Origin of the sequence: Sulfitobacter geojensis, from assembly GCF_000622325.1 — a bacterium.
GTDB lineage: Bacteria > Pseudomonadota > Alphaproteobacteria > Rhodobacterales > Rhodobacteraceae > Sulfitobacter > Sulfitobacter geojensis.
In genome coordinates this window covers 3,582,271-3,603,084 of the sequence record NZ_JASE01000005.1, presented here as the reverse complement: position 1 = coordinate 3,603,084, position 20,814 = coordinate 3,582,271, and the positions used below count along the sequence as shown (strand labels likewise).

22 protein-coding genes and 1 riboswitch are annotated in these 20,814 nt (G+C 59.8%); of the genes, 10 read left to right on the top strand and 12 right to left on the bottom strand.

The annotated features are described in order from the left end of the window. Nucleotides 1-3 precede the first annotated feature (3 nt). From Z947_RS0119670 to Z947_RS0119660, 3 genes are read right to left on the bottom strand one after another with little or no spacing between them, the layout of a single operon-like run. The gene (locus tag Z947_RS0119670; RefSeq protein ID WP_025045993.1) at nt 4-543 is read right to left on the bottom strand and encodes a hypothetical protein; all 540 of its coding nucleotides are present in this window, start codon (nt 541-543) and stop codon (nt 4-6) included. Continuing rightward, complete coding sequence (mreC, locus tag Z947_RS0119665; protein WP_025045992.1) at nt 540-1,436, bottom strand: rod shape-determining protein MreC; 897 nt, start codon at nt 1,434-1,436, stop codon at nt 540-542. The genes Z947_RS0119670 and mreC overlap by 4 nt, the downstream gene beginning before the upstream one ends. 52 nt (nt 1,437-1,488) lie before the next feature. Then, nucleotides 1,489-2,535, bottom strand: coding sequence for a rod shape-determining protein (locus Z947_RS0119660; protein WP_025045991.1), 1,047 nt, complete (start codon nt 2,533-2,535; stop codon nt 1,489-1,491). 170 nt (nt 2,536-2,705) lie between these two features. On the opposite strand from Z947_RS0119660, the gene Z947_RS0119655 reads away from it, so the two are divergent. Further along, nucleotides 2,706-3,287, top strand: a complete 582-nt coding sequence (locus Z947_RS0119655) for a VOC family protein (protein ID WP_025045990.1) — start codon at nt 2,706-2,708, stop codon at nt 3,285-3,287. 167 nt (nt 3,288-3,454) lie between these two features. Here the strand turns inward: Z947_RS0119655 and Z947_RS0119650 are convergent, their stop codons facing one another. Next, nucleotides 3,455-5,023 carry a 2-isopropylmalate synthase gene (locus tag Z947_RS0119650; RefSeq protein WP_025045989.1) on the bottom strand — a complete coding sequence of 523 codons (1,569 nt, stop codon included), beginning with the start codon at nt 5,021-5,023 and terminating at the stop codon, nt 3,455-3,457. Nucleotides 5,024-5,296: 273 nt separating this feature from the next. On the opposite strand from Z947_RS0119650, the gene Z947_RS0119645 reads away from it, so the two are divergent. Then, complete coding sequence (locus tag Z947_RS0119645; protein WP_025045988.1) at nt 5,297-5,962, top strand: SDR family NAD(P)-dependent oxidoreductase; 666 nt, start codon at nt 5,297-5,299, stop codon at nt 5,960-5,962. After that, a complete protein-coding gene (locus Z947_RS0119640) occupies nt 5,956-7,485 on the top strand; it encodes a cryptochrome/photolyase family protein (protein WP_037939036.1) in 1,530 nt (509 codons plus the stop codon). Before Z947_RS0119645 ends, Z947_RS0119640 begins: the two co-directional genes overlap by 7 nt. A 207-nt stretch (nt 7,486-7,692) precedes the next feature. Here Z947_RS0119640 and Z947_RS0119635 read toward each other — a convergent pair whose 3' ends face one another. The 4 genes from Z947_RS0119635 to Z947_RS0119620 all read right to left on the bottom strand — a co-directional run bounded on the left by Z947_RS0119635 (nt 7,693) and on the right by Z947_RS0119620 (nt 9,708). Continuing rightward, a complete protein-coding gene (locus tag Z947_RS0119635; RefSeq protein ID WP_025045986.1) occupies nt 7,693-8,109 on the bottom strand; it encodes an acyl-CoA thioesterase in 417 nt (138 codons plus the stop codon). A gap of 85 nt (nt 8,110-8,194) precedes the next feature. Then, entirely contained in the window at nt 8,195-8,848 is a 654-nt protein-coding gene (locus Z947_RS0119630; RefSeq protein WP_025045985.1) for a peptidoglycan-binding domain-containing protein, read from the bottom strand. A gap of 195 nt (nt 8,849-9,043) precedes the next feature. Then, on the bottom strand, nt 9,044-9,388 hold the full coding sequence (locus Z947_RS0119625; protein ID WP_025045984.1) for an antibiotic biosynthesis monooxygenase family protein: 345 nt from the start codon (nt 9,386-9,388) through the stop codon (nt 9,044-9,046). Then, complete coding sequence (locus tag Z947_RS0119620; RefSeq protein ID WP_025045983.1) at nt 9,385-9,708, bottom strand: NIPSNAP family protein; 324 nt, start codon at nt 9,706-9,708, stop codon at nt 9,385-9,387. The genes Z947_RS0119625 and Z947_RS0119620 overlap by 4 nt, the downstream gene beginning before the upstream one ends. A gap of 72 nt (nt 9,709-9,780) precedes the next feature. On the opposite strand from Z947_RS0119620, the gene Z947_RS0119615 reads away from it, so the two are divergent. After that, entirely contained in the window at nt 9,781-10,461 is a 681-nt protein-coding gene (locus Z947_RS0119615; RefSeq protein WP_025045982.1) for an ArsR/SmtB family transcription factor, read from the top strand. Here the strand turns inward: Z947_RS0119615 and Z947_RS0119610 are convergent. From Z947_RS0119610 to Z947_RS0119600, 3 genes are read right to left on the bottom strand one after another with little or no spacing between them, the layout of a single operon-like run. Continuing rightward, nucleotides 10,458-11,258 carry a CE1 family esterase gene (locus Z947_RS0119610; RefSeq protein WP_025045981.1) on the bottom strand — a complete coding sequence of 267 codons (801 nt, stop codon included), beginning with the start codon at nt 11,256-11,258 and terminating at the stop codon, nt 10,458-10,460. The genes Z947_RS0119615 and Z947_RS0119610 overlap by 4 nt on opposite strands. 31 nt (nt 11,259-11,289) lie before the next feature. Next, nucleotides 11,290-11,820: a hypothetical protein gene (locus Z947_RS0119605; protein WP_025045980.1), complete on the bottom strand. Its 531-nt coding sequence runs from the start codon at nt 11,818-11,820 to the stop codon at nt 11,290-11,292. 4 nt (nt 11,821-11,824) lie between these two features. Continuing rightward, nucleotides 11,825-13,483, bottom strand: a complete 1,659-nt coding sequence (locus Z947_RS0119600) for an NAD+ synthase (RefSeq protein WP_025045979.1) — start codon at nt 13,481-13,483, stop codon at nt 11,825-11,827. A 201-nt stretch (nt 13,484-13,684) separates the two neighbouring features. Here Z947_RS0119600 and Z947_RS0119595 point away from each other — a divergent pair, with 201 nt between their 5' ends. From Z947_RS0119595 to Z947_RS0119580, 4 genes are all read left to right on the top strand, one after another. Next, nucleotides 13,685-15,073 carry an MORN repeat-containing protein gene (locus tag Z947_RS0119595; RefSeq protein WP_025045978.1) on the top strand — a complete coding sequence of 463 codons (1,389 nt, stop codon included), beginning with the start codon at nt 13,685-13,687 and terminating at the stop codon, nt 15,071-15,073. 22 nt (nt 15,074-15,095) lie between these two features. Then, on the top strand, nt 15,096-15,497 hold the full coding sequence (locus Z947_RS0119590; RefSeq protein ID WP_025045977.1) for a DUF1801 domain-containing protein: 402 nt from the start codon (nt 15,096-15,098) through the stop codon (nt 15,495-15,497). A 53-nt stretch (nt 15,498-15,550) separates the two neighbouring features. Then, the gene (gltX, locus tag Z947_RS0119585) at nt 15,551-16,885 is read left to right on the top strand and encodes a glutamate--tRNA ligase (RefSeq protein WP_025045976.1); all 1,335 of its coding nucleotides are present in this window, start codon (nt 15,551-15,553) and stop codon (nt 16,883-16,885) included. An 87-nt stretch (nt 16,886-16,972) separates the two neighbouring features. After that, complete coding sequence (locus Z947_RS0119580) at nt 16,973-18,364, top strand: MATE family efflux transporter (protein WP_025045975.1); 1,392 nt, start codon at nt 16,973-16,975, stop codon at nt 18,362-18,364. On the opposite strand, the gene Z947_RS0119575 is transcribed toward Z947_RS0119580, so the two are convergent. Continuing rightward, nucleotides 18,344-18,898 (bottom strand): gamma-glutamylcyclotransferase family protein, encoded by a 555-nt coding sequence (locus tag Z947_RS0119575; RefSeq protein WP_025045974.1) that lies wholly within the window; start codon nt 18,896-18,898, stop codon nt 18,344-18,346. The two genes, Z947_RS0119580 and Z947_RS0119575, sit on opposite strands and share 21 nt — an antisense overlap. 90 nt (nt 18,899-18,988) lie before the next feature. Continuing rightward, nucleotides 18,989-19,074: riboswitch (glycine riboswitch) on the top strand. Between the two features lie 140 nt (nt 19,075-19,214). On the opposite strand from Z947_RS0119575, the gene gcvT reads away from it, so the two are divergent. Both gcvT and gcvH read left to right on the top strand, forming a co-directional pair. Continuing rightward, on the top strand, nt 19,215-20,339 hold the full coding sequence (gene gcvT / locus Z947_RS0119570) for a glycine cleavage system aminomethyltransferase GcvT (protein WP_025045973.1): 1,125 nt from the start codon (nt 19,215-19,217) through the stop codon (nt 20,337-20,339). Nucleotides 20,340-20,359: 20 nt separating this feature from the next. After that, complete coding sequence (gene gcvH / locus Z947_RS0119565; RefSeq protein WP_025045972.1) at nt 20,360-20,719, top strand: glycine cleavage system protein GcvH; 360 nt, start codon at nt 20,360-20,362, stop codon at nt 20,717-20,719. Nucleotides 20,720-20,814: the final 95 nt, after the last annotated feature.

The following is a 20,814-nucleotide window of genomic DNA, read 5'->3' as shown; positions in this document are numbered from 1 at the left end:
CCGTCAAATCCGCTGCCCGTGGCCGTCCAGATCCCCCGGACTGGCCTTGCGCACACCCATGCCGAAATGGGTAACCGCGACAACAACAGGATAGATCAGCAGCGTCAGAAACAGCTCTGACAGGCCAAGCGACAGGCTTGGCTGCTCGATCAGGACAATGGCCAGAATGACCCTGTTCGCGAGGGCGATGCCGATGATGATCACGCCAACGCTGATCCACTCGGTGGCAAAATTCGCGTCCCGCAAGGACCGTGCGCGTCCTTTCAGGTTCTCACAGCCGACCAATGCCAGTACAGCCCCCAAGCCGGGCGGGCGCTGCAACAAAAGATCCGCCAGCATAAAGGCGCAGGCAAGGGCGGGTGCGGGAACATAATCGGGGCGTCGCAGACTCCACGCCAGTGCAAAGCACAACAGCAAATCAGGAGCCGCCCAGCGGCGCGGTGTGGTTTCAAGCGGCAGCAGATGGAAGAACAGAATGATCAGCGTCAGCAACAGGAACGCGCCGCGCATCAGCCAAAGGCGTGTGGCCGTCAGGTCGTTCATTCGGTTACGACCTCCTGTGCTTCCTCCAGCGGTCCGTTTTCGGTGATGACCCGCGCGGTGTCGGTCACGTTTTCGGTGCCGTAATGACGCAGCACACGCAGGAATTCGAGACGCTCGTAATCGGCAGCAAGCCGCACCCGCAGCCGTCCGCCAGGATCGGCGGCGACCTGCCCGATAAGCAAGCCCGCCGGAAAAACACCGCCATCGCCAGAGCTGATGACACGGTCACCGGGGCGCACGAGGTCGGGGTTTTCAAGGAAGTCGACAGGCGGCGCGATGGTATTGTCACCCGCCACAATTGCGCGTTGGCCCGAGGGCTGGATCGTTGCGGGAATGCGACTGGTAGCGTCGGTCAACAGGATCACTCGCGCGGTGTTTTCAGCCACGCCTGAAATGCGCCCGACCAACCCGATACCATCCATCGTGGCCCACCCATCCACCAAACCGTCCCGCGCACCCACATTCAGCAGGACCGACTGACGAAAGGGAGAGCCGGAGTCAGCAAGCACAACACCGGTGATAAAGGTCAGGCGCGGATCAAGCCGGACCTTGTTGAGATCCAGCAAACGGGCGTTTTCCTGCTCCAGTTGCAGCGCGGCTTCTTTCCACGCCTGCATCTGGCGCAACTCGCTGCGCAGCTCCTGATTTTGTTCGGACAGCCGTTGGTAAGAGCGGAAATCGCGTAACAGGTTGACGGTGCCGGTCACGGGGGCCATGGCCCAGTCAAGGTTGGGCACCAGCCGGTCTGTTATCTGGGCGCGAAAGCGTTCAACGCGCGGGCTGTCGATGCGCCACAAAAGAAACGTCGCGCTGAGCAGCAAGATCAGGACAGCCAACAGCAACCGCCGCAAGGGGGCGGTGTAGTCACTGCTGTTTGAACGGTCGCTTGCCATGTTTCTTGCGCTCCTGCCCGAATTTCAGGCCTTGCTGCGAGCCTAGCAAAAATCAGCTGTCGTAGTCGATGGCGTGGCGCAGCTGTTTTTCGTACTCCAGCGCCTTGCCGGTGCCCAGTGCCACACAGTTCAGGGATTCGTCCGCGATTGAAACGGCAAGGCCGGTCTGCTCGCGCAGCGCCAGATCCAGATCACCCAGCAAAGCGCCACCACCGGTCAGCATCACGCCGCGATCCACGATGTCGGCGGCCAGATCAGGGGGGGTTGTTTCAAGCGCGGTCATCACGGCCTCGCAGATTTGCTGCACTGGTTCAGCCAAGGCTTCGGCGATTTGCGCCTGCGTGACTTCGATTTCCTTGGGCACGCCGTTCAACAGGTCGCGTCCGCGGATTTGCATGGATGTACCGCGCCCGTCATCGGGCATACGGGCCGTGCCAATGGAGGTCTTGATCCGCTCAGCCGTGGTTTCACCCACCAACAGGTTCTGCTGACGGCGCAGGTAGCTGATGATCGCTTCGTCCATACGGTCACCACCTACACGCACCGAACGCGCATAGACGATATCGCCAAGAGACAGGACCGCGACCTCGGTCGTACCGCCGCCGATATCGACAACCATGTTGCCGGTCGGGTCGGTGATCGGCATGCCGGCACCAATGGCCGCTGCAATCGGTTCGGCAATCAGACCGGCACGCCGCGCACCTGCTGACAGAACCGACTGGCGGATCGCGCGTTTTTCAACGGGGGTCGCACCATGCGGCACACAGACAATGATCTTCGGCTTTGAGAAAGTAGAGCGTTTGTGGACCTTGCGGATGAAGTGTTTGATCATCTCTTCGGCGGTGTCAAAGTCTGCAATGACACCTTCACGCATGGGGCGGATCGCTTCGATGCTGCCCGGTGTACGGCCTAACATCAGCTTGGCATCCTCGCCCACGGCCAGCACTTTTTTGACGCCATCCTTGATGTGGTAGGCGACAACGGACGGCTCTGACAGGACAATTCCGCGCCCCTTGACGTAAACCAACGTGTTGGCTGTGCCGAGGTCAATCGCCATATCGGATGAAAACAGTCCACGGAGATTTCCAAAGAGGTTCATTTGCCTGCGTACCTTGTCAAAATCATATTGGCCCGCGACTCTGACGAGGCGGGCTGGTGGTGCTTATAGGCTTGCAGCAGGGCAGGTGAAAGGGGGTGTTTTTCTGTGTTGGGCATGTTGCCGCCTGCGCCCTATGTTGAGACTGGAAACGAACCTGTGGGAGTGATGAAATGAAGAAGATACAAAGCCTTGGCGTGCACCATATTACGTTGATGGGCGCTGACCGGCAAAGCAGCATCGATTTCTGGGAAGGCGTTCTGGGCATGCCCTTTCTGTTTGATCAACCGAATCTGGACGACCCTGACGAGGGACACTTGTATTTTGACCCCGGTGACGGCCGCTTGATTACCATCTTCACGAACGAGAACCGCAAGCGGGTGCACAGCCGCACGCCGATGGACGCCGGTTGCGTGCATCACATTGCTTTCGAGGTGGATCGCGCCATGTTCGATCAGGCGCTTGCGCGTCTGGCCGAGCGCGGCATCGGCAATTCGGGCGTCAAGGACCGCGGTTTCATGCATTCGATTTACTTCAAGGACCCGCTGGGTCTGTTGATCGAACTGGCCTGTTATACCTTCATCCCGCCGCGCGGCAGCAGCCACGCCGAAGTGATGTTGCAAGCGCATAAACTGCGGGTGGAACGCGGCGCAGAAGCGATTGAGCGGGAACATCTGGCGGATGCGGCTGTGATGATTGTGGAACGGTCGCAAGGGTCGCTCAGCGCGGACAGATCGGCGAAGAACCCCTTTTGAGGTTTGGACGAAACGCAGCTGTTTTATGTGCGGTTCGGTTGGATATGGGTTTAACGGCAAGATGAAGCGCGCCCTGTGTCTTCATCTTGCCCATCAAACTTGATCCTGTCGCCCGCTGCATGCACTGCGGGGCGCGGGTAAGGTGGGCAAATTGCCCACCTTCATTCTCAGGTCACATCTTTGTAGTTGATCTCGCGCTTGTCCGTGCCGCCTTTTTCGCGGCGCACCAACAGGCGGTTCAACGCGTGGATATAGGCGCGGGTTGAGGACACAACCGTGTCGGTATCCGCTGACTGGCCTGTCACGATCCGGCCGTCTTCCTCCATGCGCACAGATACGGTTGCCTGCGCATCCGTTCCTTCGGTCACCGCGTGCACCTGGTACAGCTGCAAACGCGCCTCATGGGGGACCAACGCCTTGACGCAGTTAAAGGCCGCATCAACCGGGCCGTCGCCGGTTTGTTCCGTTGTGCTTTCGGTGCCGTCGACGTCCAACGTCATACGGGCCTGATTTGGCCCTTCGGTGCCGCAGATCACATGCATCGACACCAGCTTCACGCGGTCCTCTTCGGGGTCGGTGGAGGTGCGCATCAAGGCAATCAGGTCATCTTCGTAGATTTCCTTTTTGCGGTCCGCCAGTTCTTTGAAGCGAACAAACACATCCTTGAGCTGGTTGTCGCCCAATTCAAACCCGAGGTCCTCAAGCTTTGAGCGCAGGGCGGCGCGACCCGAGTGTTTGCCCATAACGATATTGGTTTCGGTCAGGCCCACGTCTTCGGGGCGCATAATTTCAAAGGTTTCGGCGTTTTTCAGCATGCCATCCTGATGGATGCCTGATTCATGCGCGAAGGCGTTCTTGCCAACGATGGCCTTGTTCGGTTGCACTGGGAACCCGGACACGGTGGAAACACGGCGCGAAATGTTCATGATCTTGGTCGCGTCAATGCCGGTTTGATAGGGCATGATGTCGTTGCGCACGCGCAGCGCCATCACGACCTCTTCCAATGCGGTATTGCCCGCGCGTTCGCCCAGACCGTTGATGGTACATTCGATCTGGCGCGCGCCTGCTTCAACGGCAGCAAGGCTGTTGGCGGTCGCCATGCCAAGGTCGTTATGGCAATGGGTGGCGAAAATGATCTCATCCGCGCCGGGCACGTTTTCAAGCAGTTTGCGGATCAGATCGGCGCTTTCGCGCGGGGCGGTATAGCCGACGGTATCGGGGATATTGATCGTTGTCGCCCCCGCCTTGATCGCGATTTCCACCGTGCGATAGAGGTAGTCGAGTTCGGTGCGCGTGGCATCCATTGGCGACCATTGCACATTTTCGCAAAGGTTGCGCGCGTGGGTCACTGTTTCGTGGATACGGTCGGCCATCTCATCCTTGGAAAGGTTCGGAATGGCGCGGTGAAGGGGCGATGTGCCGATGAACGTATGGATGCGCGGCTGGCGGGCGTGTTTCACGGCCTCCCAACAGCGGTCGATGTCGCCGAATTGCGCACGGGCCAAGCCGCAAATCACGGAATTGACGGAGTTTTTTGCAATCTCGGAAACGGCGGCAAAGTCCCCTTCGGAGGCGATTGGAAAGCCGGCCTCGATAATATCGACGCCCATTTCATCGAGCAAACCGGCGATTTCCAGCTTTTCCGCGTGGGTCATCGTGGCACCGGGGGATTGTTCGCCGTCACGCAAGGTGGTGTCAAAGATCATGACGCGATCTTGGGTCTGTGTATCAGTCATTGTGATGTCTTTCGTTCTGCTTGTTCTAATCCTTGGCGCGGTGGCGAACCCTCTGAGCGGACGCGCCGGGATGGCACGCTCAGAGGCGGATTAGCAGAAGCAGGTTGGCACGCAGAAGCAACGCGTCGATGCGCGAAGGGGTCACAGTATGTGAGGCGTGTGTCATGGCGGTATTTATAGGCCCGTGATTTCAAATGGGAAGAGGGGAGTTTGATTTTGGGATTTTTCCTGTGTGCACATTGAAGTGCTCTGCGCTGCCGCTAGCTGTGCTTTATGGGAAAAACAATGATTATAGGCGCTTCTGGCGGGATTGGCGCGGCATTGGTCGCGGCCTGTGCGGCCCGTGACGAAGAAGTCACCGGCCTGTCACGCAGGGACGACGGGTTTGATATCACCGACCCTGCGTCGGTGGCGGGGCATCTGGATGCGCTGAGCGGGCCGTTTGACAGGGTGGTTGTGGCAACCGGCGCTTTGGTCATTGACGGGGCCGAGCCGGAGAAAACGATCAAGGCGATCGACAGCCAAGCGATGCTGGATCAGTTCGCGTTGAACGCGGTGGGGCCGGCGCTGGTGCTGGCGCGCGCGCATGGGTTGTTGCCGCGCAAGGGGCGTGGAGTTTTGGCGGTTCTGTCGGCACGGGTCGGGTCCATCGGAGACAACCGGATGGGCGGCTGGGTCAGCTATCGCGCGGCCAAGGCGGCGGTGAACCAAATCGTGCACACGGCAGCGATCGAACTGGCGCGGACACATCAGGAAAGCGTTTGTGTGGCGTTGCATCCGGGGACGGTCGCGACGCCTTTCACGGCCGACTATCTGGGGCGGCATCCGGCAGTGACACCTGATGAGGCGGCGGAAAACCTACTGCGCGTGATGGACGGTTTGACCCCCGCGCAAACGGGCGGATTTTACGATTGGGCGGGCAAAGAGGTGGCGTGGTGAAACGGTTGGTTTTGGTGCTGGGGGATCAGCTTTCACAGGGGCTGTCGGCCTTGCGCGATGCGGATCGCACGCAGGATATCGTGGTAATGGCAGAGGTTGCCGAGGAGGCGGGATACGTCAAGCATCACCCCAAGAAAATCGCGCTGATCTTTGCGGCTATGCGCAAATTTGCGCAGGCATTACAAGCGGATGGCTGGGATGTGCGGTATACGAAACTGGACGATGAGGACAACGCGGGCAGCATCGTGGGAGAGCTGTTGCGTCGCGCGCAGGAGACCGGCGCAGAGGAGGTGATCTGCACCGAGCCGGGGGAGTGGCGGCTGATTGAGAAGCTCAAGTATGCGCCGGTGAAAACACATCTTTTGCCCGATGACAGATTCATCGCCAGCCACAGCGAATTCGAGCTCTGGGCGGAGGGGCGCAAGGCGTTGCGAATGGAGTATTTCTATCGCGAGATGCGGCGCAAAACAGGCCTGTTGATGGAGGGGGATAAACCCGCCGGAGACAAGTGGAATTTCGATCACGACAACCGCAAACCGGCACCGGATGATGTGTCGGTGGAAGGGCCATTATGGTTCGAACCGGACGCGGTGGTCGAAGAGGTTCTGGCGCTGGTCGAGACGCGGTTCGAGAGCCACTTTGGCGATCTGCGCCCCTTTGGTTTTGCCACCACGCGCGCGCAGGCGTTGGAGGCGATGGAGCAGTTTGTGACACAGGCCCTGCCGCGGTTTGGCGACTATCAGGATGCCATGTTGGAGAGCCATGCGTTTCTGTATCATGCGGTGTTATCGCCCTATATCAATATCGGCCTTCTGGACCCGCTGGAGGTTTGTCAGGCCGTTGAAAAGGCGTGGAAAAAGGGCGATGTGCCGATCAACGCCGCCGAGGGATTCATCCGCCAGATCATTGGCTGGCGTGAATATGTGCGGGGGATCTATTTCCTTGAGGGGCCGGAGTATCCAAAGCGCAATATTCTCAAGCATGACAGGGACTTGCCCGCGTTTTACTGGGGGGCTGAAACCAAGATGAACTGCGTGTCCCATGCGGTGGCACAGACACGCGAACACGCCTATGCGCATCATATTCAGCGGCTGATGGTAACGGGCAACTTTGCCTTGTTGGCAGGGGTTGATCCGCACCATGTGCACGAGTGGTATCTTGAGGTTTATGCTGACGCGTTTGAGTGGGTGGAAAGCCCCAATACGGTTGGGATGTCACAGTTTGCCGACGGCGGGGTGATTGCGTCGAAACCCTACGTGTCTTCAGGGGCTTACATCAACAGGATGTCGGATTACTGCAAGGGATGCGCCTATAAGGTAAGCGTCAAAACCGGCGAGGGGGCGTGCCCGTTCAACCTGTTGTACTGGCACTTTCTGGATCGGCATCGCGACAGGTTCAAAGACAACGCGCGGATGGGCAATATGTACCGCACTTGGGACCGGATGGACGGGGACCGGCGCGAGACTGTTTTGAAGGATGCGGAAAGCTGGCTGGCGCGGCTGGATTCGGGCGAAGTGGTTTAAAGCGACCGTGCGCGCAACGGGACAGGGCGGCGCAACAGCCTGCGGCGCGAATCGGGGGTTAACGGCATATTTTGTTGGGGTTTTCGGGGGGCACCCCCTGTGCACCGCTCGTGCACCTTTGATGCACCCCCCGGTGCATGTTTTGCGGGGTTAACCCGGCGCACGCTGTGAAGTGTGCACACAAGGTTAACGCCGCCAAACGCGCTGTCAGTCGGCAACCAGCCATGTTTCCAGCGTTTCGCGCACCTTGTCCGGCCATGGCATGGAGGTGTGTTTGTCCAGATCGGAGGCGGCGAGCACCTGCGTGCTGGTCCAGCGTTTTTCGCCCTCGCAGCTGATCTCGTGTTTGACGGTCAGGGAGGAGCGCCCGACCTTGACCACCTGCAATTCAAAGGTCAGCGTCTGGCCGAACAAGGACGGCACCGAGAAATCGCAGGTCAGATGCACGGTGGGCGTGCCCCAGCGCTCTTTCCAGATCATTTCGTGCCAGGGGTAGCCGATATGGGTCCAGAATTCCTCGTTCACGCCATTCAGCAGATCCAGATAGGACGGGAAGTAAGCGGTGCCGGAAATGTCGCAATCGCCAAAGCGCAGCTCGCGGGTGGTGGTGAAGGTTTGGGGCATGGGGTGGACCTTTCTAAGAACGGGCCTTTTGCTTAGGAAAAAACCGCCCGCATGAACAGGTCAAAAGCCCACCCCGTATATTGTGCTAAATGTCGCGCGTGTTGTCCGAGACGGATTTCAGAAAGGCGTTATGTTCCTTCTTCAACGCTCTCAGGCGGTCTTCGAATTTCTTACCATGTTTTTGTTTTGCAATCGCGGTGTGTTTCGCCACGAGTTTGTTTTGCTTCAGTGTCCATTCTTTTGAAGCGTATCCGCCGCGCTGAAATTCAGTGCCGATGTCGGTACTGACAAGCATCGCCTTGTCCATCACCTTGAGCATCGCATCCATTTCGTCAAAGAGCGCATCCAGCGATTTCGAGGTCGCGGCGATTCCTGCTGCGGCTTTTTTAAGGGCTTCGGCATTTTCTTTCGGCATACGGCAATGTGCACCACGGGATCGGGCGTTTTCGTTTACCGTTTCCCATTCTTGCGCAAGGTCCGCGAGATAGCCGGTTTCAAACTCCATCTTTACTTTTGGACCATTCAGATAAGCATCCAGAGCATAAGCGGACTTTGGGCCGTACTGGCCATCCGGTTTGACATATTTTTTGAACTTGGATTGAAAGAAAATCAGTGATTTCTGGGTCAAGGGGCCGAAATCGCCGTCGATTTTCAGGGTTGGTTTCGACTTGGCTTTGTTTAGCAATTTTTGCAGTGCTTCAACATCTTTGCCCTTCGATTTAATCTTTAGAAGCGCCATAAATCCTCCTGCGGAAATGGTGTTTTAAATTAAAAAATACCGGCAGGGGGGGGGCGAAATTGCCATGCGTGAATGACGCAACTGCAGGTATTGTCGTGCGAAAATACTTAGTACGACATGAGATTACCCAGAAAACGACGGTTTTGCCCAGCTTTGATTTACTGCCCCTGCGGAGGCCGGCGCAGGGCACCCCAGCTATCCATGTGAGGCACGGCTGTCGGTCGGGGCCTCGTCGCGGTCGAACATGCCGTAGTCGCGGATCACATGGGCGATGCGCAGGTGGTAATCGGTGAAGATGCCGTTGCGCCCTTTTGCCTGCGCCTTGCGGTGGGCGACAAGGCTGCGCCAGCGGGCCACGGCGGCCTCGTCCTCGAAAAACGACAGGGACAGGAGTTTGTCGGGGTTGGTCAGGCTTTGGAAACGTTCGACGGAGATGAAGCCCTCGACCTCCTCCACCAAGGGGCGCATTTCTGCGGCGATGTCGAGGTAGTCGGTTTTGTGGTTCGGGTCTGGCATGACTTCGAAGATGACGGCGATCATTTGGCGGCTCCATGAGGGGATGAGACGAGTTTCAGGAAGGTGCGGTCCTCGCGCAACAGGAATTTTTCGGATTGGGCAAAGTCGTAGTTTTCGCGCCCCAGTGGATCAGCGGCAAGGCGGTCGCGGTACTGTTCGTATGCGCCAAGCGAGGGGATGTTGTAGATGCCGTAAGCAAGGGTGGAGGAGCCTTCGTGCGGGGCATAATAGCCGATAAGGTCGGCACCGCAGCGGGGAATGGCAGTGCCCCAGTTGCGGGCGTATTGGGCGAACTGCGCCTTTTTGGTCGGGTCGATGTGATAGCGAATGATACAGGTGAGCATGGGATGTCCTTTGGTTTGATGGCCCTTGGATAGCGGATTGATTGGTGCTAATGCTTCGGCTACGGTCGAAGTATGAAGGAAGGTCCAGACATATCCCGCATCGCGGCGCTGATCGGTGATCCCGCACGCGCCAATATCCTCACGGCGCTGATGGCGGGTAAGGCGCTGACGGCGACAGAACTGGCGTCAGAGGCAGGGGTGACGGTGCAGACCACCAGCGCGCATCTGGCCAAACTGGAAGCGGCAGAGATGATCGCCTGTCGCAAATCCGGGCGGCACAAGTATTTCACGCTGGGCGGTGACGATGTGGGTCATGCGCTTGAGGTGCTGATGGGGTTGGCGGCGGGTGCCGGTCATTTGCGTACACGCACCGGCCCCAAGGACGAGGCCCTGCGCGAGGCACGGGTCTGTTACAACCATCTGGCGGGGGCCAAGGGAATCGCGCTGTATCAGGGGTTGCTGGGCAAAGGGGTGTTGCAGGAACGGGGGTCGGATGTTGTGCTGACCAATAAGGGGGCGGCGTTTCTGACGGGGTTCGGTGTGGATGTGGCGCGGTTGCGCAAATCCAAGACGCCGCTGTGCCGGTCCTGTCTGGATTGGTCGGCGCGTCAGACGCATCTGGCGGGCAGTGTCGGTCGGGCCCTGCTGGCGCGGATGGTCGAAATGGGCTGGGCCGAGCGCGTCGAAGGCACGCGGGTGGTGCGGTTTTCGCGCGCGGGCGAAAAGGGGTTTGCGCAGATGTTCGGCGGCTAAAGCTGACCTGCGTCCATCAAGGTGGCAAGGCCGTGGGCAAGGTATTCGGTGCGGAAGGAATGGCCGCCCTCGAACAGGCAGTATTCAAGCACCTCGCCCGTGGGGTTGCTGCGCGAACGACAGGTCAGCGGGCCGGTTTCAAAGTACTCGGACGGGCCAAAATCGCCAAAATCTTCATACATTGAAAGGGCTTCTTCGACTTCGCCTTGTTTGGTTTCGCCGATGGGGCGCCCCAAGAGCGGAACGGTTTTGTCCTGGGTGCCGTGGATGTGGACGATACTGGACACGGGGCGCGCGCAGGTCGCCGGTGGCTTGAGCCAATAGGTGCCGGACAGCGGAATGAAGCCTGCGAATTTCGCGGGATGCGAGCAGGCGAGGTTCCAGACCATCATGCCGCCTGCGGAAAAACCGGCGGCGACGATGCGGTCGGGATCAATGTTGTGCTGCGCGGTGGCGTCCGCGATGACGGCGTCGAAATAGGCGAATTCCGCAGAACCGTCGCTGTCCATGGTGCGCGGCCCGTTGGGCAGGTTCCATGATCCGTTGATGCCGTTCATTGCAATCAGGGCAAACCCCGCGTCTGACAGCATGCGGCGCATCGAGCCGTTTTTCATCACACCCTGCGCCGAGCCGCCGTAGCCATGCGACCAGATCAGCGCGGGAACGGGGGTGGTGCCGTCATGATCTGCGGGCATGGAAATGCGGTATTGCCGCTCACCCACGGGGCAATCCGTGTCAGGGCCACAGGCGAGGGCGGGGGAGGAGAGCAGCAACGCGGCTGTGAGGAGAATACGCATGGCGCGATGATGGCGCGACAGGCGGGGAGGCTCAAGTCACATGATTGTGCGGACGGACGTGTGCCGCGTGCAGAGCGTGCGCTTTGACGACAAGATCATCCACGCAGGTGTCGTGCAGCAGCAGTTCCGGCACGATGATATGATGCCCCGAGGTGCGACCGCTGGCCCAGGAGGAGAAGCGGCGCCAAGGGGATTGCCGGTCCCGAAAGCCGATGGGATCGCGCAGTGTGAAGCCGAGGAAACGGTGGTGTTTTTGTCCGATGACAAGGCCGATATCTTTGATCTCGTCCCATGTTGCGGGATCGCAGTAGAAACCTGAAATTCCTTGAGCGTCCATGCGCAGAGCGACGGGTTTGCGCAGGGCGATGCCGAGATAGAACAGGGCAAAGCCGGCGAACACAGAAGCGATGCACAGGCCGGTAAAGACCAGCCAGAAGTCAGGCGTTCCGACACTTGCAAGCAGCAGGCATATCGCCAGACTGGCAAGGGCGATGGTCCCGAAAATCCCGCCGTGCAGGGCCGCTTTGCCGCGCCGTATCCTGACGATGACGAGGGCGGACATGCGGCTAGCTTGGGTCGCGCCAGCGGTTGACGATGGGATAGCGCCGGTCGAGCCAGAAGGCCCCTTTGGTCAGGCGCGGGCCGGGGGCGGACTGGAAGCGTTTGTATTCGCTGATGTAGATCAGGTGTTCGACTTTCTTGGCGGTGGCGCGGTCGAAACCTGCGGCGACGCAATCCTCGATAGAGCCGTCCTGATCGACGAGAATGTTCAGCATGGCGTCAAGATCGGGGTAATCGGGCAGGCTGTCGCTGTCTTTTTGATCGTCGCGCAATTCCGCGGTCGGGGGTTTGGTGATGATGGTTTCGGGAATCATCGTGCCCGCAGGCCCCATCATCCAGTCGCGGTGGTTTGCATTACGCCAGCGGCAGGTTTCAAACACCCGCGTTTTATACATATCTTTGATAGGGTTATAGCCGCCCGACATATCGCCGTAGATCGTGGCATAGCCCACCGCGACCTCTGATTTATTGCCGGTGGTCAGCAGCATTTCACCGAATTTATTCGACAGGGCCATCAGCAAGAGACCGCGCAGGCGGGATTGGATGTTTTCTTCGGTCAGTCCTTCGTCGGTGCCTGCGAACAGGGGGGCGAGCGTATTGGTGATGGCCGCGCGCCCTTCGGAGATGGGTACGTAGTCATAGCGGCAGCCCAGCGCATTTGCGACCGCTTCGGCGTCATCCAGCGACGCTTGGGAGGTGTATTCGGAGGGCAACATCACGCAGCGCACGTTTTCGGGGCCGATGGCATCGGCAGCGATGGTGGCGACGATGGCAGAATCGATGCCGCCTGACAGGCCAAGCAGGACCTTTTTGAACCCGGTTTTGCGCATGTAGTCGCGCAGGCCCTGCACCATCACGCGGTAGTCGGCTTCGTAGGGTTCGGGAAAGCTGGCCAGCGGTTGTTCGATCACGCGCCAGCCTTCGGCGGTGCGTTCCAGATCGACGTTGGTGGTGATCGCGTCAAAGGCGGGCAGTTGCATCGCCAGTTTGCCGCCCGGATTGAGCGCAAAGGAGGCACCGTCAAAGATCTGGTCGTCCTGACCGCCCACCATATTGAGATAGATCAGCGGCAGGCCGGTTTCGATCACACGGGCGACCATCATGTTCATCCGTGTGTCCATTTTATTGCGGTAATAGGGTGACCCGTTGGGCACCAGCAGGAATTCGGCACCGGTTTCTTCCAGTGTTTCGGACACATCGGGGTGCCACGCGTCCTCGCAAATCGGGGAACCGATGCGGGTGTTGCCAATGGCGTAGGGCCCGCCAAGGGGGCCGGAATCAAAGATGCGCACCTCGTCAAAGACGGTTTCATTGGGCAGGTTGTGTTTCAACATGCGCGAGGCGATTTTGCCGTTCTTGAGGATCAGGTAGGCGTTGAACAGTTCTGTCCCTTCGGCCCAAGGCGCACCAATGGCAAGGGGCGGGCCGTCGGCGCAATCGGCGGCCAGCTTTTCGATATGGGTCATCACATCAAGCTGGAAGGCGCGTTTCATCACGAGGTCCTGGGCGTTGTAGCCGGTGATGAACATTTCCGGCAGGGCGACCAGATCGGCACCGGCGTCTTTGCCCGCCTGCCATGCCTCAAGCGCCAGCGCGGCATTGCCGGCCAGATCGCCGACGGTGGGGTTCAACTGGCCCAGAGTGATGCGGAAACGGTCTGCCATAAGAGCGTCCTTCGTTTGTGTGTCTGGACGTGATGTAGCAGATCAGGGGCAGGGGGAAAGGGGATTTGGTCCTTGCCGGCCTTTTGCACCGGGGCAACGCTATGCCGTGCGGGGGCATGATTTTGAAAAGACGTTGCCCCGTTGGCAGCCAGACCGTAGGCTGAGCGTTAACGAGTTTTAACGTCTCTGAGTAGGTTTGCCATGTCCCTTCGCGCGATTGCCCTGTGTCTGACCCTGATGCCCCTGCCTGCATTGGCGCAGGACGGTGAGGTGCAGACCAAACAATATGATGATGGCGGCATTTACGAGGGCACGTTCAAGGACGGGCTTCAGGACGGGCAAGGCACCTATAAGCTGCCCAACGGGTACGAGTATTCCGGCACTTGGGTCGAAGGCGAGATCAAGGGCGAGGGTGTTGCGCGATTTCCCAACGGATCGGTTTACGAGGGGAATTTCGAGCGCGGCAAGCCCGACGGTTTCGGCAAGATCACCTTTGCCGATGGCGGCACCTATGAAGGGGAATGGCAGGCCGGTGCGATCATGGGGCAGGGTATTGCGCTTTATGCCAACGGGGTGCGTTATGAGGGCGAGCTGCGTAATGCCAAGCACCACGGCAAGGGTGTGATGCAAAGTACCGGCGGGTACGAGTACAAGGGCGACTGGGTCGACGGCGTGAAACAGGGGGTGGGGACGATCACCTATCCTGATGGCGCGGTTTACGAGGGCGATATCGTCGCGGGCAAGCGCAGTGGCACCGGCACGCTGAAAATGCCGGACGGGTTGATTTATGTCGGTCAGTGGAATGACGGGCAGATCGACGGCGAGGGGACCCTGACCCAACCGAACGGCGATGTGTACGAGGGCCAGCTGGTTGCGGGCAAGCGGCAGGGCAAGGGCAAGGTCACGTATGAAAACGGGGACGTTTACGAGGGCGATTTCAGCGACGACCGCCGCGACGGGCAGGGCACGTTTACAGGCACCGACGGCTATGTTTATGCCGGATCCTGGGTTGCTGGCCAGATCGAGGGCGAGGGGCGCGTGACCTATCCCGACGGGTCGGTTTACGCGGGACAGTTTCGCAACGATCTGGCGGATGGCACGGGCAAGATCACCTATCCTGACGGATCGACCTATGAGGGGGAGTGGCTGGCCGGTGTGATCGAGGGCAAGGGGCGCGCCACCTATCCCAACGGCATCGTGTACGAGGGCGATTTCAAGAACGCCCGCAATGAAGGCCAGGGGGTGATGACCTATGCCGACGGGTATCGCTATGAGGGCGCGTGGCAGGACGGTCAGCGCCATGGCATGGGCACGGCGACCTACCCTGACGGGACGGTTTATGCGGGCGGCTTCGAAAAGGGCCAGCGCCACGGCGAGGGGACCATCACGATGGCGACCGGTTTCAAATACGAGGGCGCATGGGCCAATGGCGAGATCGAGGGCATGGGCACTGCGACCTATGCTAACGGCGATGTCTATGAGGGCATGTTCAAGGCGGGTAAGCGGCAGGGTGCGGGCACGATGCGTTATGCCACGGGCGAGGAAACCAGCGGTGACTGGGAAGGCGGGGCGCTGAAGGAAGGCGGCTGATCGCCGCCAGTAGAGGGTGCAGATGACGGATGTGGCGCGCTTTCTAGACTCGGTTGAACCCGCTAGACGTCACACGGAAGCAGCACGACTGGATGCGTTTTTCCGTGAAGTCACGGGATGGCAGCCGGTTTTGTGGTCGGGGTCAATGCTGGGTTACGGCAGGTATGACTACACTTATGCTTCGGGCCGCACCGGCAGTTATTTTGCCACCGGTTTCGCGCCGCGCAAGGCCAAGCTGAGCATTTACATCATGCCGGGGTATGCGGATTTTTCGGGTATCGTTGGGCGGTTGGGCAAGCATTCCATCGGGAAATCCTGTTTGTATCTGAACAAGCTGGAGGATGCGGATATGGATGTTCTGGCCGAGCTGGTGCGGGCGGGATTGGCGGATCTTGCCAAGAGCTGGCCGGTCCGTTCAACCTAACTGGACAATTTCGAGCTGTTGTGAGAAGCCTGCCGCTCGCAAGGAGATCATGCATGGCCAGCCCGACAACCACCCGTTTCGCCCCCTCCCCCACCGGTTATATCCACGTGGGCAATCTGCGCACGGCGCTGATGAACTATCTGATCGCCCGCAAGGCCGGCGGCACGTTCATCCTGCGCATCGACGACACGGACCCCGAGCGGTCCAAGGAAGAATACGTCGACGGGATCAAGCAGGATCTGGAGTGGCTGGGTCTGCATTGGGACCGCGTCGAGCGCCAGTCGGAGCGGTTGGACCAGTATCATGCGGCCGCCGACGATCTGCGTGCCAAGGGGCGGTTTTACGAGGCCTTCGAGACGCCGACCGAGCTGGACCTCAAGCGTAAGAAGCAGCTGAACATGAGCCAGCCGCCGGTCTATGACCGGTCGGCGCTGAACCTGTCGGACGCTGAAAAAGACGCGCTGCGGGCCGAACGCGGTGATGGTGTGTGGCGGTTCAAGCTGGACCGCGCGCGGATCGAGTGGAACGACGGTATTCTGGGCGATATTTCGATTGATGCGGCGTCGGTGTCTGATCCGGTGTTGATCCGCGGCGACGGGCAGATTTTGTACACGCTGGCCAGTGTTGTCGATGACACGGAGATGGGCGTGACCCATGTTGTACGCGGGTCTGACCATGTAACCAACACGGCGACACAAATCCAGATTATGAAGGCGCTGGGCCATGACCATCCGTCCTTTGCGCATCATTCGCTGTTGACCGGCCCGCAGGGCGAGGCGCTGTCGAAACGTCTTGGCGTGCTGGCGCTGCGCGATCTGCGGGAGCAGGGGGTGCAGCCCTTTGCGCTGCTGTCGCTGATGGCACGTTTGGGTTCAAGCGATCCGGTTGAGCTGCGCACGGATATGGCCGAGTTGATCGACGGGTTTGACATCAACCACTTTGGTGCGGCCCCGACGAAATTTGACGAGCGTGATCTGTTCCCGCTGACGGGGCGGTATTTGCAGACACTGGATGTGGCAGAGGTGGCCGAGACGCTGGACGGTTTGGGTGTGCCAAAACCGCTGGCCGAACAGTTCTGGGCGGTGACCCGCGAGAACATCGAGACCTTGGGCGAACTGGACGCATGGTGGGCGATGTTCCGCGACGGGGCCGAGCCGGTGATCGAAGAGGACGACAAGGCGTTCATCGCCGAAGCCATGGCGATGCTGCCGGAGATGCCGTTTGACGCGAACACGTGGAGCACATGGACCGCAGCGGTCAAGGAACAAACGGGCCGCAAAGGACGCGGGTTGTTCCGCCCCTTGCGACTGGCGCTGACGGGGCAGGAACACGGGCCGGAAATGGCCGCGGTGATGCCGCTGTTGCAGGTGATCAAGGCCCGCGGATGAGACGGGACCATCCATTTGCGGGGTCCACGGATATGAAGGGGCGGCGTTTATGCGCTGCCCTTTTTGCGTTGAACGGGAGGGCATATCATGGCTGAGGCCAAGTTTCTGAAGGGCAACTTGTTTGGCCATGTCACGGTGATGTCGCTGACCGCGTCGCTGGGGTTGATGGCGGTGTTTATCGTCGATTTCGTTGACATGATTTTCATCTCGATGCTGGGCAAGGCCGAACTGGCCGCCGCCATCGGATATGCCGGTGCGATCCTGTTTTTTACGGCCTCTATCGGTATTGGCCTTGGCATCGCGGCGGGGGCCTTGGTCGCGCGGGCCTTGGGGTCGGGCGACGAGGTGCTGGCACGCGAACGCACCACCCATGCGCTTGGCTACGGGTTTGTCCTTGGCGTCGGGTTTTCCACGCTTGTCTGGTTGATGCTGGATAAATTGGTCGCCTTGTTGGGGGCGAGTGGCGAAACCGCAGGGCTGGCGGTGCATTTCCTGCAGATCATCGTGCCGTCGATGCCGTTTCTGATTTTGGGCATGATGGGCAGTGCGGTTTTGCGCGCGCACGGCGATGCGCGCCGCGCGATGATGGCGACGATTGCGGGGGGCGTGGTGAATGCGGTGCTGGACCCGATCCTGATCTTTGGTCTGGATCTGGAGTTGACCGGTGCCGCGATTGCGTCTGTCGCGGCGCGGCTGACGATTTGTTTTATGGCGATCTGGCCCTTGGTCAAGATTTACCAAGGCATCGTGCGCCCGAAGTTTCGCGGCATGCTGCGCGACCTTGGGCCGGTGTTGGCCATCGCGTTTCCGACCATTTTGGCGCAGGTGGCCACCCCCGTGGGGCAGGCGTTTGTGACCCGTGCGATATCGGGGTACGGCGAAGAGGCCGTCGCAGGCATGGCGATTGTTGCGCGACTGGTGCCGGTGGCCTTTGGCGTGGTTTTTGCGCTGTCGGGTGCGGTCGGGCCGATCATCGGACAGAACTATGGCGCGGGCGATATGGTGCGGGTGAAGCGCGGGTTTAACGCGGGCATTCTGTTTGTAGCGCTGATTATTGTGTTTGTATCGGCGATCCTGTTTTTCGCCCGCGGTGCGATTGCCGATCTGTTCGGGGCAACAGGGGTGACGCGCGATCTGATCTATTTGTTTTGCGGGCCGCTGTCGCTGGCGTTTTTCTTTCCCGGTGTGCTGTTCGTGTCCAACGCGGCGTTCAACAATCTGGGGCAGCCGTTTCTGTCCACCTTTACCAACTGGGGGCGCAACGCGGTGGCGCTGATCCCGCTGGTGTTCATTGGATCATGGCTGGGCGGTGCACAGGGCGTGCTGATCGGTCAGGCGCTGGCCGGTGTGATTTTCGGCACCGTGGCATGGGTTCTGGCGTTGCGCGTGATTGATCGGGGCGGCGCACCGGTGAAGGTGAAACAAGATCTGTTCGGCCGCGAGGGGCGTCTGATGACGCTATTCCACGCGCGCCGATAGGCGGTTGAGGTGGTGATCCACCAGTGCGGTTTCAGCCTTGGTCAGCACCTTGTGGCGCGGGTATTGCGGGGCGGCACGGTCGTTCAGGATAGGGGTGTCCCAGCCGTCGGTGGTGTCGAAAAACGCGTGCACCCCGTCTTCGCCGAATTCGCGCAGGAACCCTTGGACGACGACATCCAGATAGCTGAGGATGATGGTATTGGCTGTCGTGTGGCCCTGTTGCGAGACGGGAACCGCGTAATGGGCGATGTCGGGCGCAGGTGTCAGCGGATGTTGCACCGCCCCGCCGGAGGACAGCCGTGCATAACCGGTTTCACGCGCATCCAAAGCGGCCCAATCGGCATCCGGTACGGCGGCGATCAGGCCGGAAATTGTGGTTTCAGGGTCTAGGGTTACGCTGAGAAACACGCGGTCGAACGCGGCCGAGCGCACCCATGCCCGCCGCCAGCCCACCAATTGTGCAGGATGGGCGTCGGGGTAGGAGTGGGTGTCGCGGTTCACAAGGCTGCCATAGCCGAAGAAATAAGGTGTCATGGGGTACTCGCATTGATTGGCGGCACAAAAGCATGGCACGGCGGTGGCGACAAGCGCTTGACGGTTTGTATTTGCACGGCATACATCTGTGCACAGATCACGGGAGAATCAGCCCAGCTGATGCCGAAGGAGCAACCGCCCCGGAAACTCTCAGGCACAAGGACCGCGATCTGACGACGACACTCTGGAGAGTGGTGCAGAGCACCCGCCGAAGGGATAACGATCTCAGGCGAAAGGACAGAGGGGGCATCGGACAGCGCATGGTGCGGTGTCAGGATGCCGGTGTTGTTGCGACATCCGGTCAGGGGAGCGACGGATGGACGATTTACACGCGACAGCGCTTTATGATTTGCATGTGTCTCTCGGGGCCAAAATGGTGCCCTTTGCCGGCTATTCGATGCCGGTGCAATATCCGCTGGGCGTGATGAAAGAACATCTGCATTGCCGCGCTGCTGCGGGGTTGTTTGACGTCAGCCACATGGGACAGGTGATCCTGTCGGGGGAGTCCTGGGAAACGGTGGCGCTGGCATTTGAAACGCTGGTGCCGATGGATGTTTTGGGGTTGGAAGACGGCCGTCAGCGCTATGGGTTTTTCACAAATGATTCAGGCGGGATCGAGGACGATCTGATGTTCGCGCGGCGCGGCGATGATTTGTTCGTTGTCGTGAATGCGGCGTGCAAGGAGGCGGACATCACACGGATGCGCGGCGCGTTGGAGCCGAAGGTCAGTGTGACAGAACTGGCGGATCGCGCGCTGATTGCGCTGCAAGGACCGCAGGCGGTTGATGTGGTGGCCGCAATGGACGCCCGCGCGGCGGAAATGCGGTTTATGGATATTGCGGATCTGGAGTTGGGCGGGATCGCTGTTTGGGCGTCGCGGTCGGGGTATACGGGCGAAGACGGGTTCGAGATTTCTGTGGCGGGCAACGATGCGGTGGCGCTGGCCGAGGCGCTGTTGGCGCATGACGCGGTAGAGGCGATTGGCCTTGGTGCGCGGGATTCACTGCGCCTTGAGGCGGGGCTGTGCCTGTATGGCAATGACATTGATGCAGGTACCACACCCGTCGAAGGGGCGTTGAACTGGGCAATCCAGAAGGTACGGCGGTCGGGGGGCACACGCGAGGGCGGATTTGCCGGTGCGCAGGTCATTCTGGATCAGTTGAGCGCGGGTGCGGCGCGCAAACGGGTTGGGTTGCGCCCCGAAGGGCGTGCACCGATGCGCGAAGGCGTGGCGGTGTTCGATGCCGCAGAAGGCGGGCAGGAGGTTGGCGTGGTGACATCGGGCGGTTTCGGGCCCAGTGTTGGCGGACCGGTCGCCATGGGCACGGTGAAAACGGCAGCAAGTGACGTGGGCACAGCGCTTTGGGGAGAGGTGCGGGGCAAAAGGTTGCCGTTGACCGTTGCCAAGCTTCCCTTTGTTGCGGCAAATTTCAAACGATAATCAAAACGGGGAAGACCAAGATGAAGTTTACAGAAGAGCACGAATGGCTGCGCGAGGAAGACGGTGAGATGGTTGTGGGCATCACGATCCACGCCGCCGAACAACTAGGCGATGTGGTGTTCGTGGAACTGCCCGATGAAGGCACCACAGTCAGCAAGGATGACGAGGTTGTTGTGATCGAATCCGTCAAGGCGGCGTCGGATATTCTGGCCCCTGTCGACGGTGAAATCACCGAGGTGAACAGCGCGCTGACCGACAACCCCGGCATGGTGAACGATGACCCGCAGGGGGATGCGTGGATGTTCAAGATGAAGATCAGCGATGCGTCGCAGATGGATGAATTTATGGATGAAGCGGCCTATCAGAAATTCATCGGCTAGATCCCGAAGGGGCTAGCGGGATTGAGTTTATTGGCAAGATGAAGTCGGGGGCTGCGTGAAGGTGGCGCGGCCCCGGCTTGGGAAAAACGAGGATA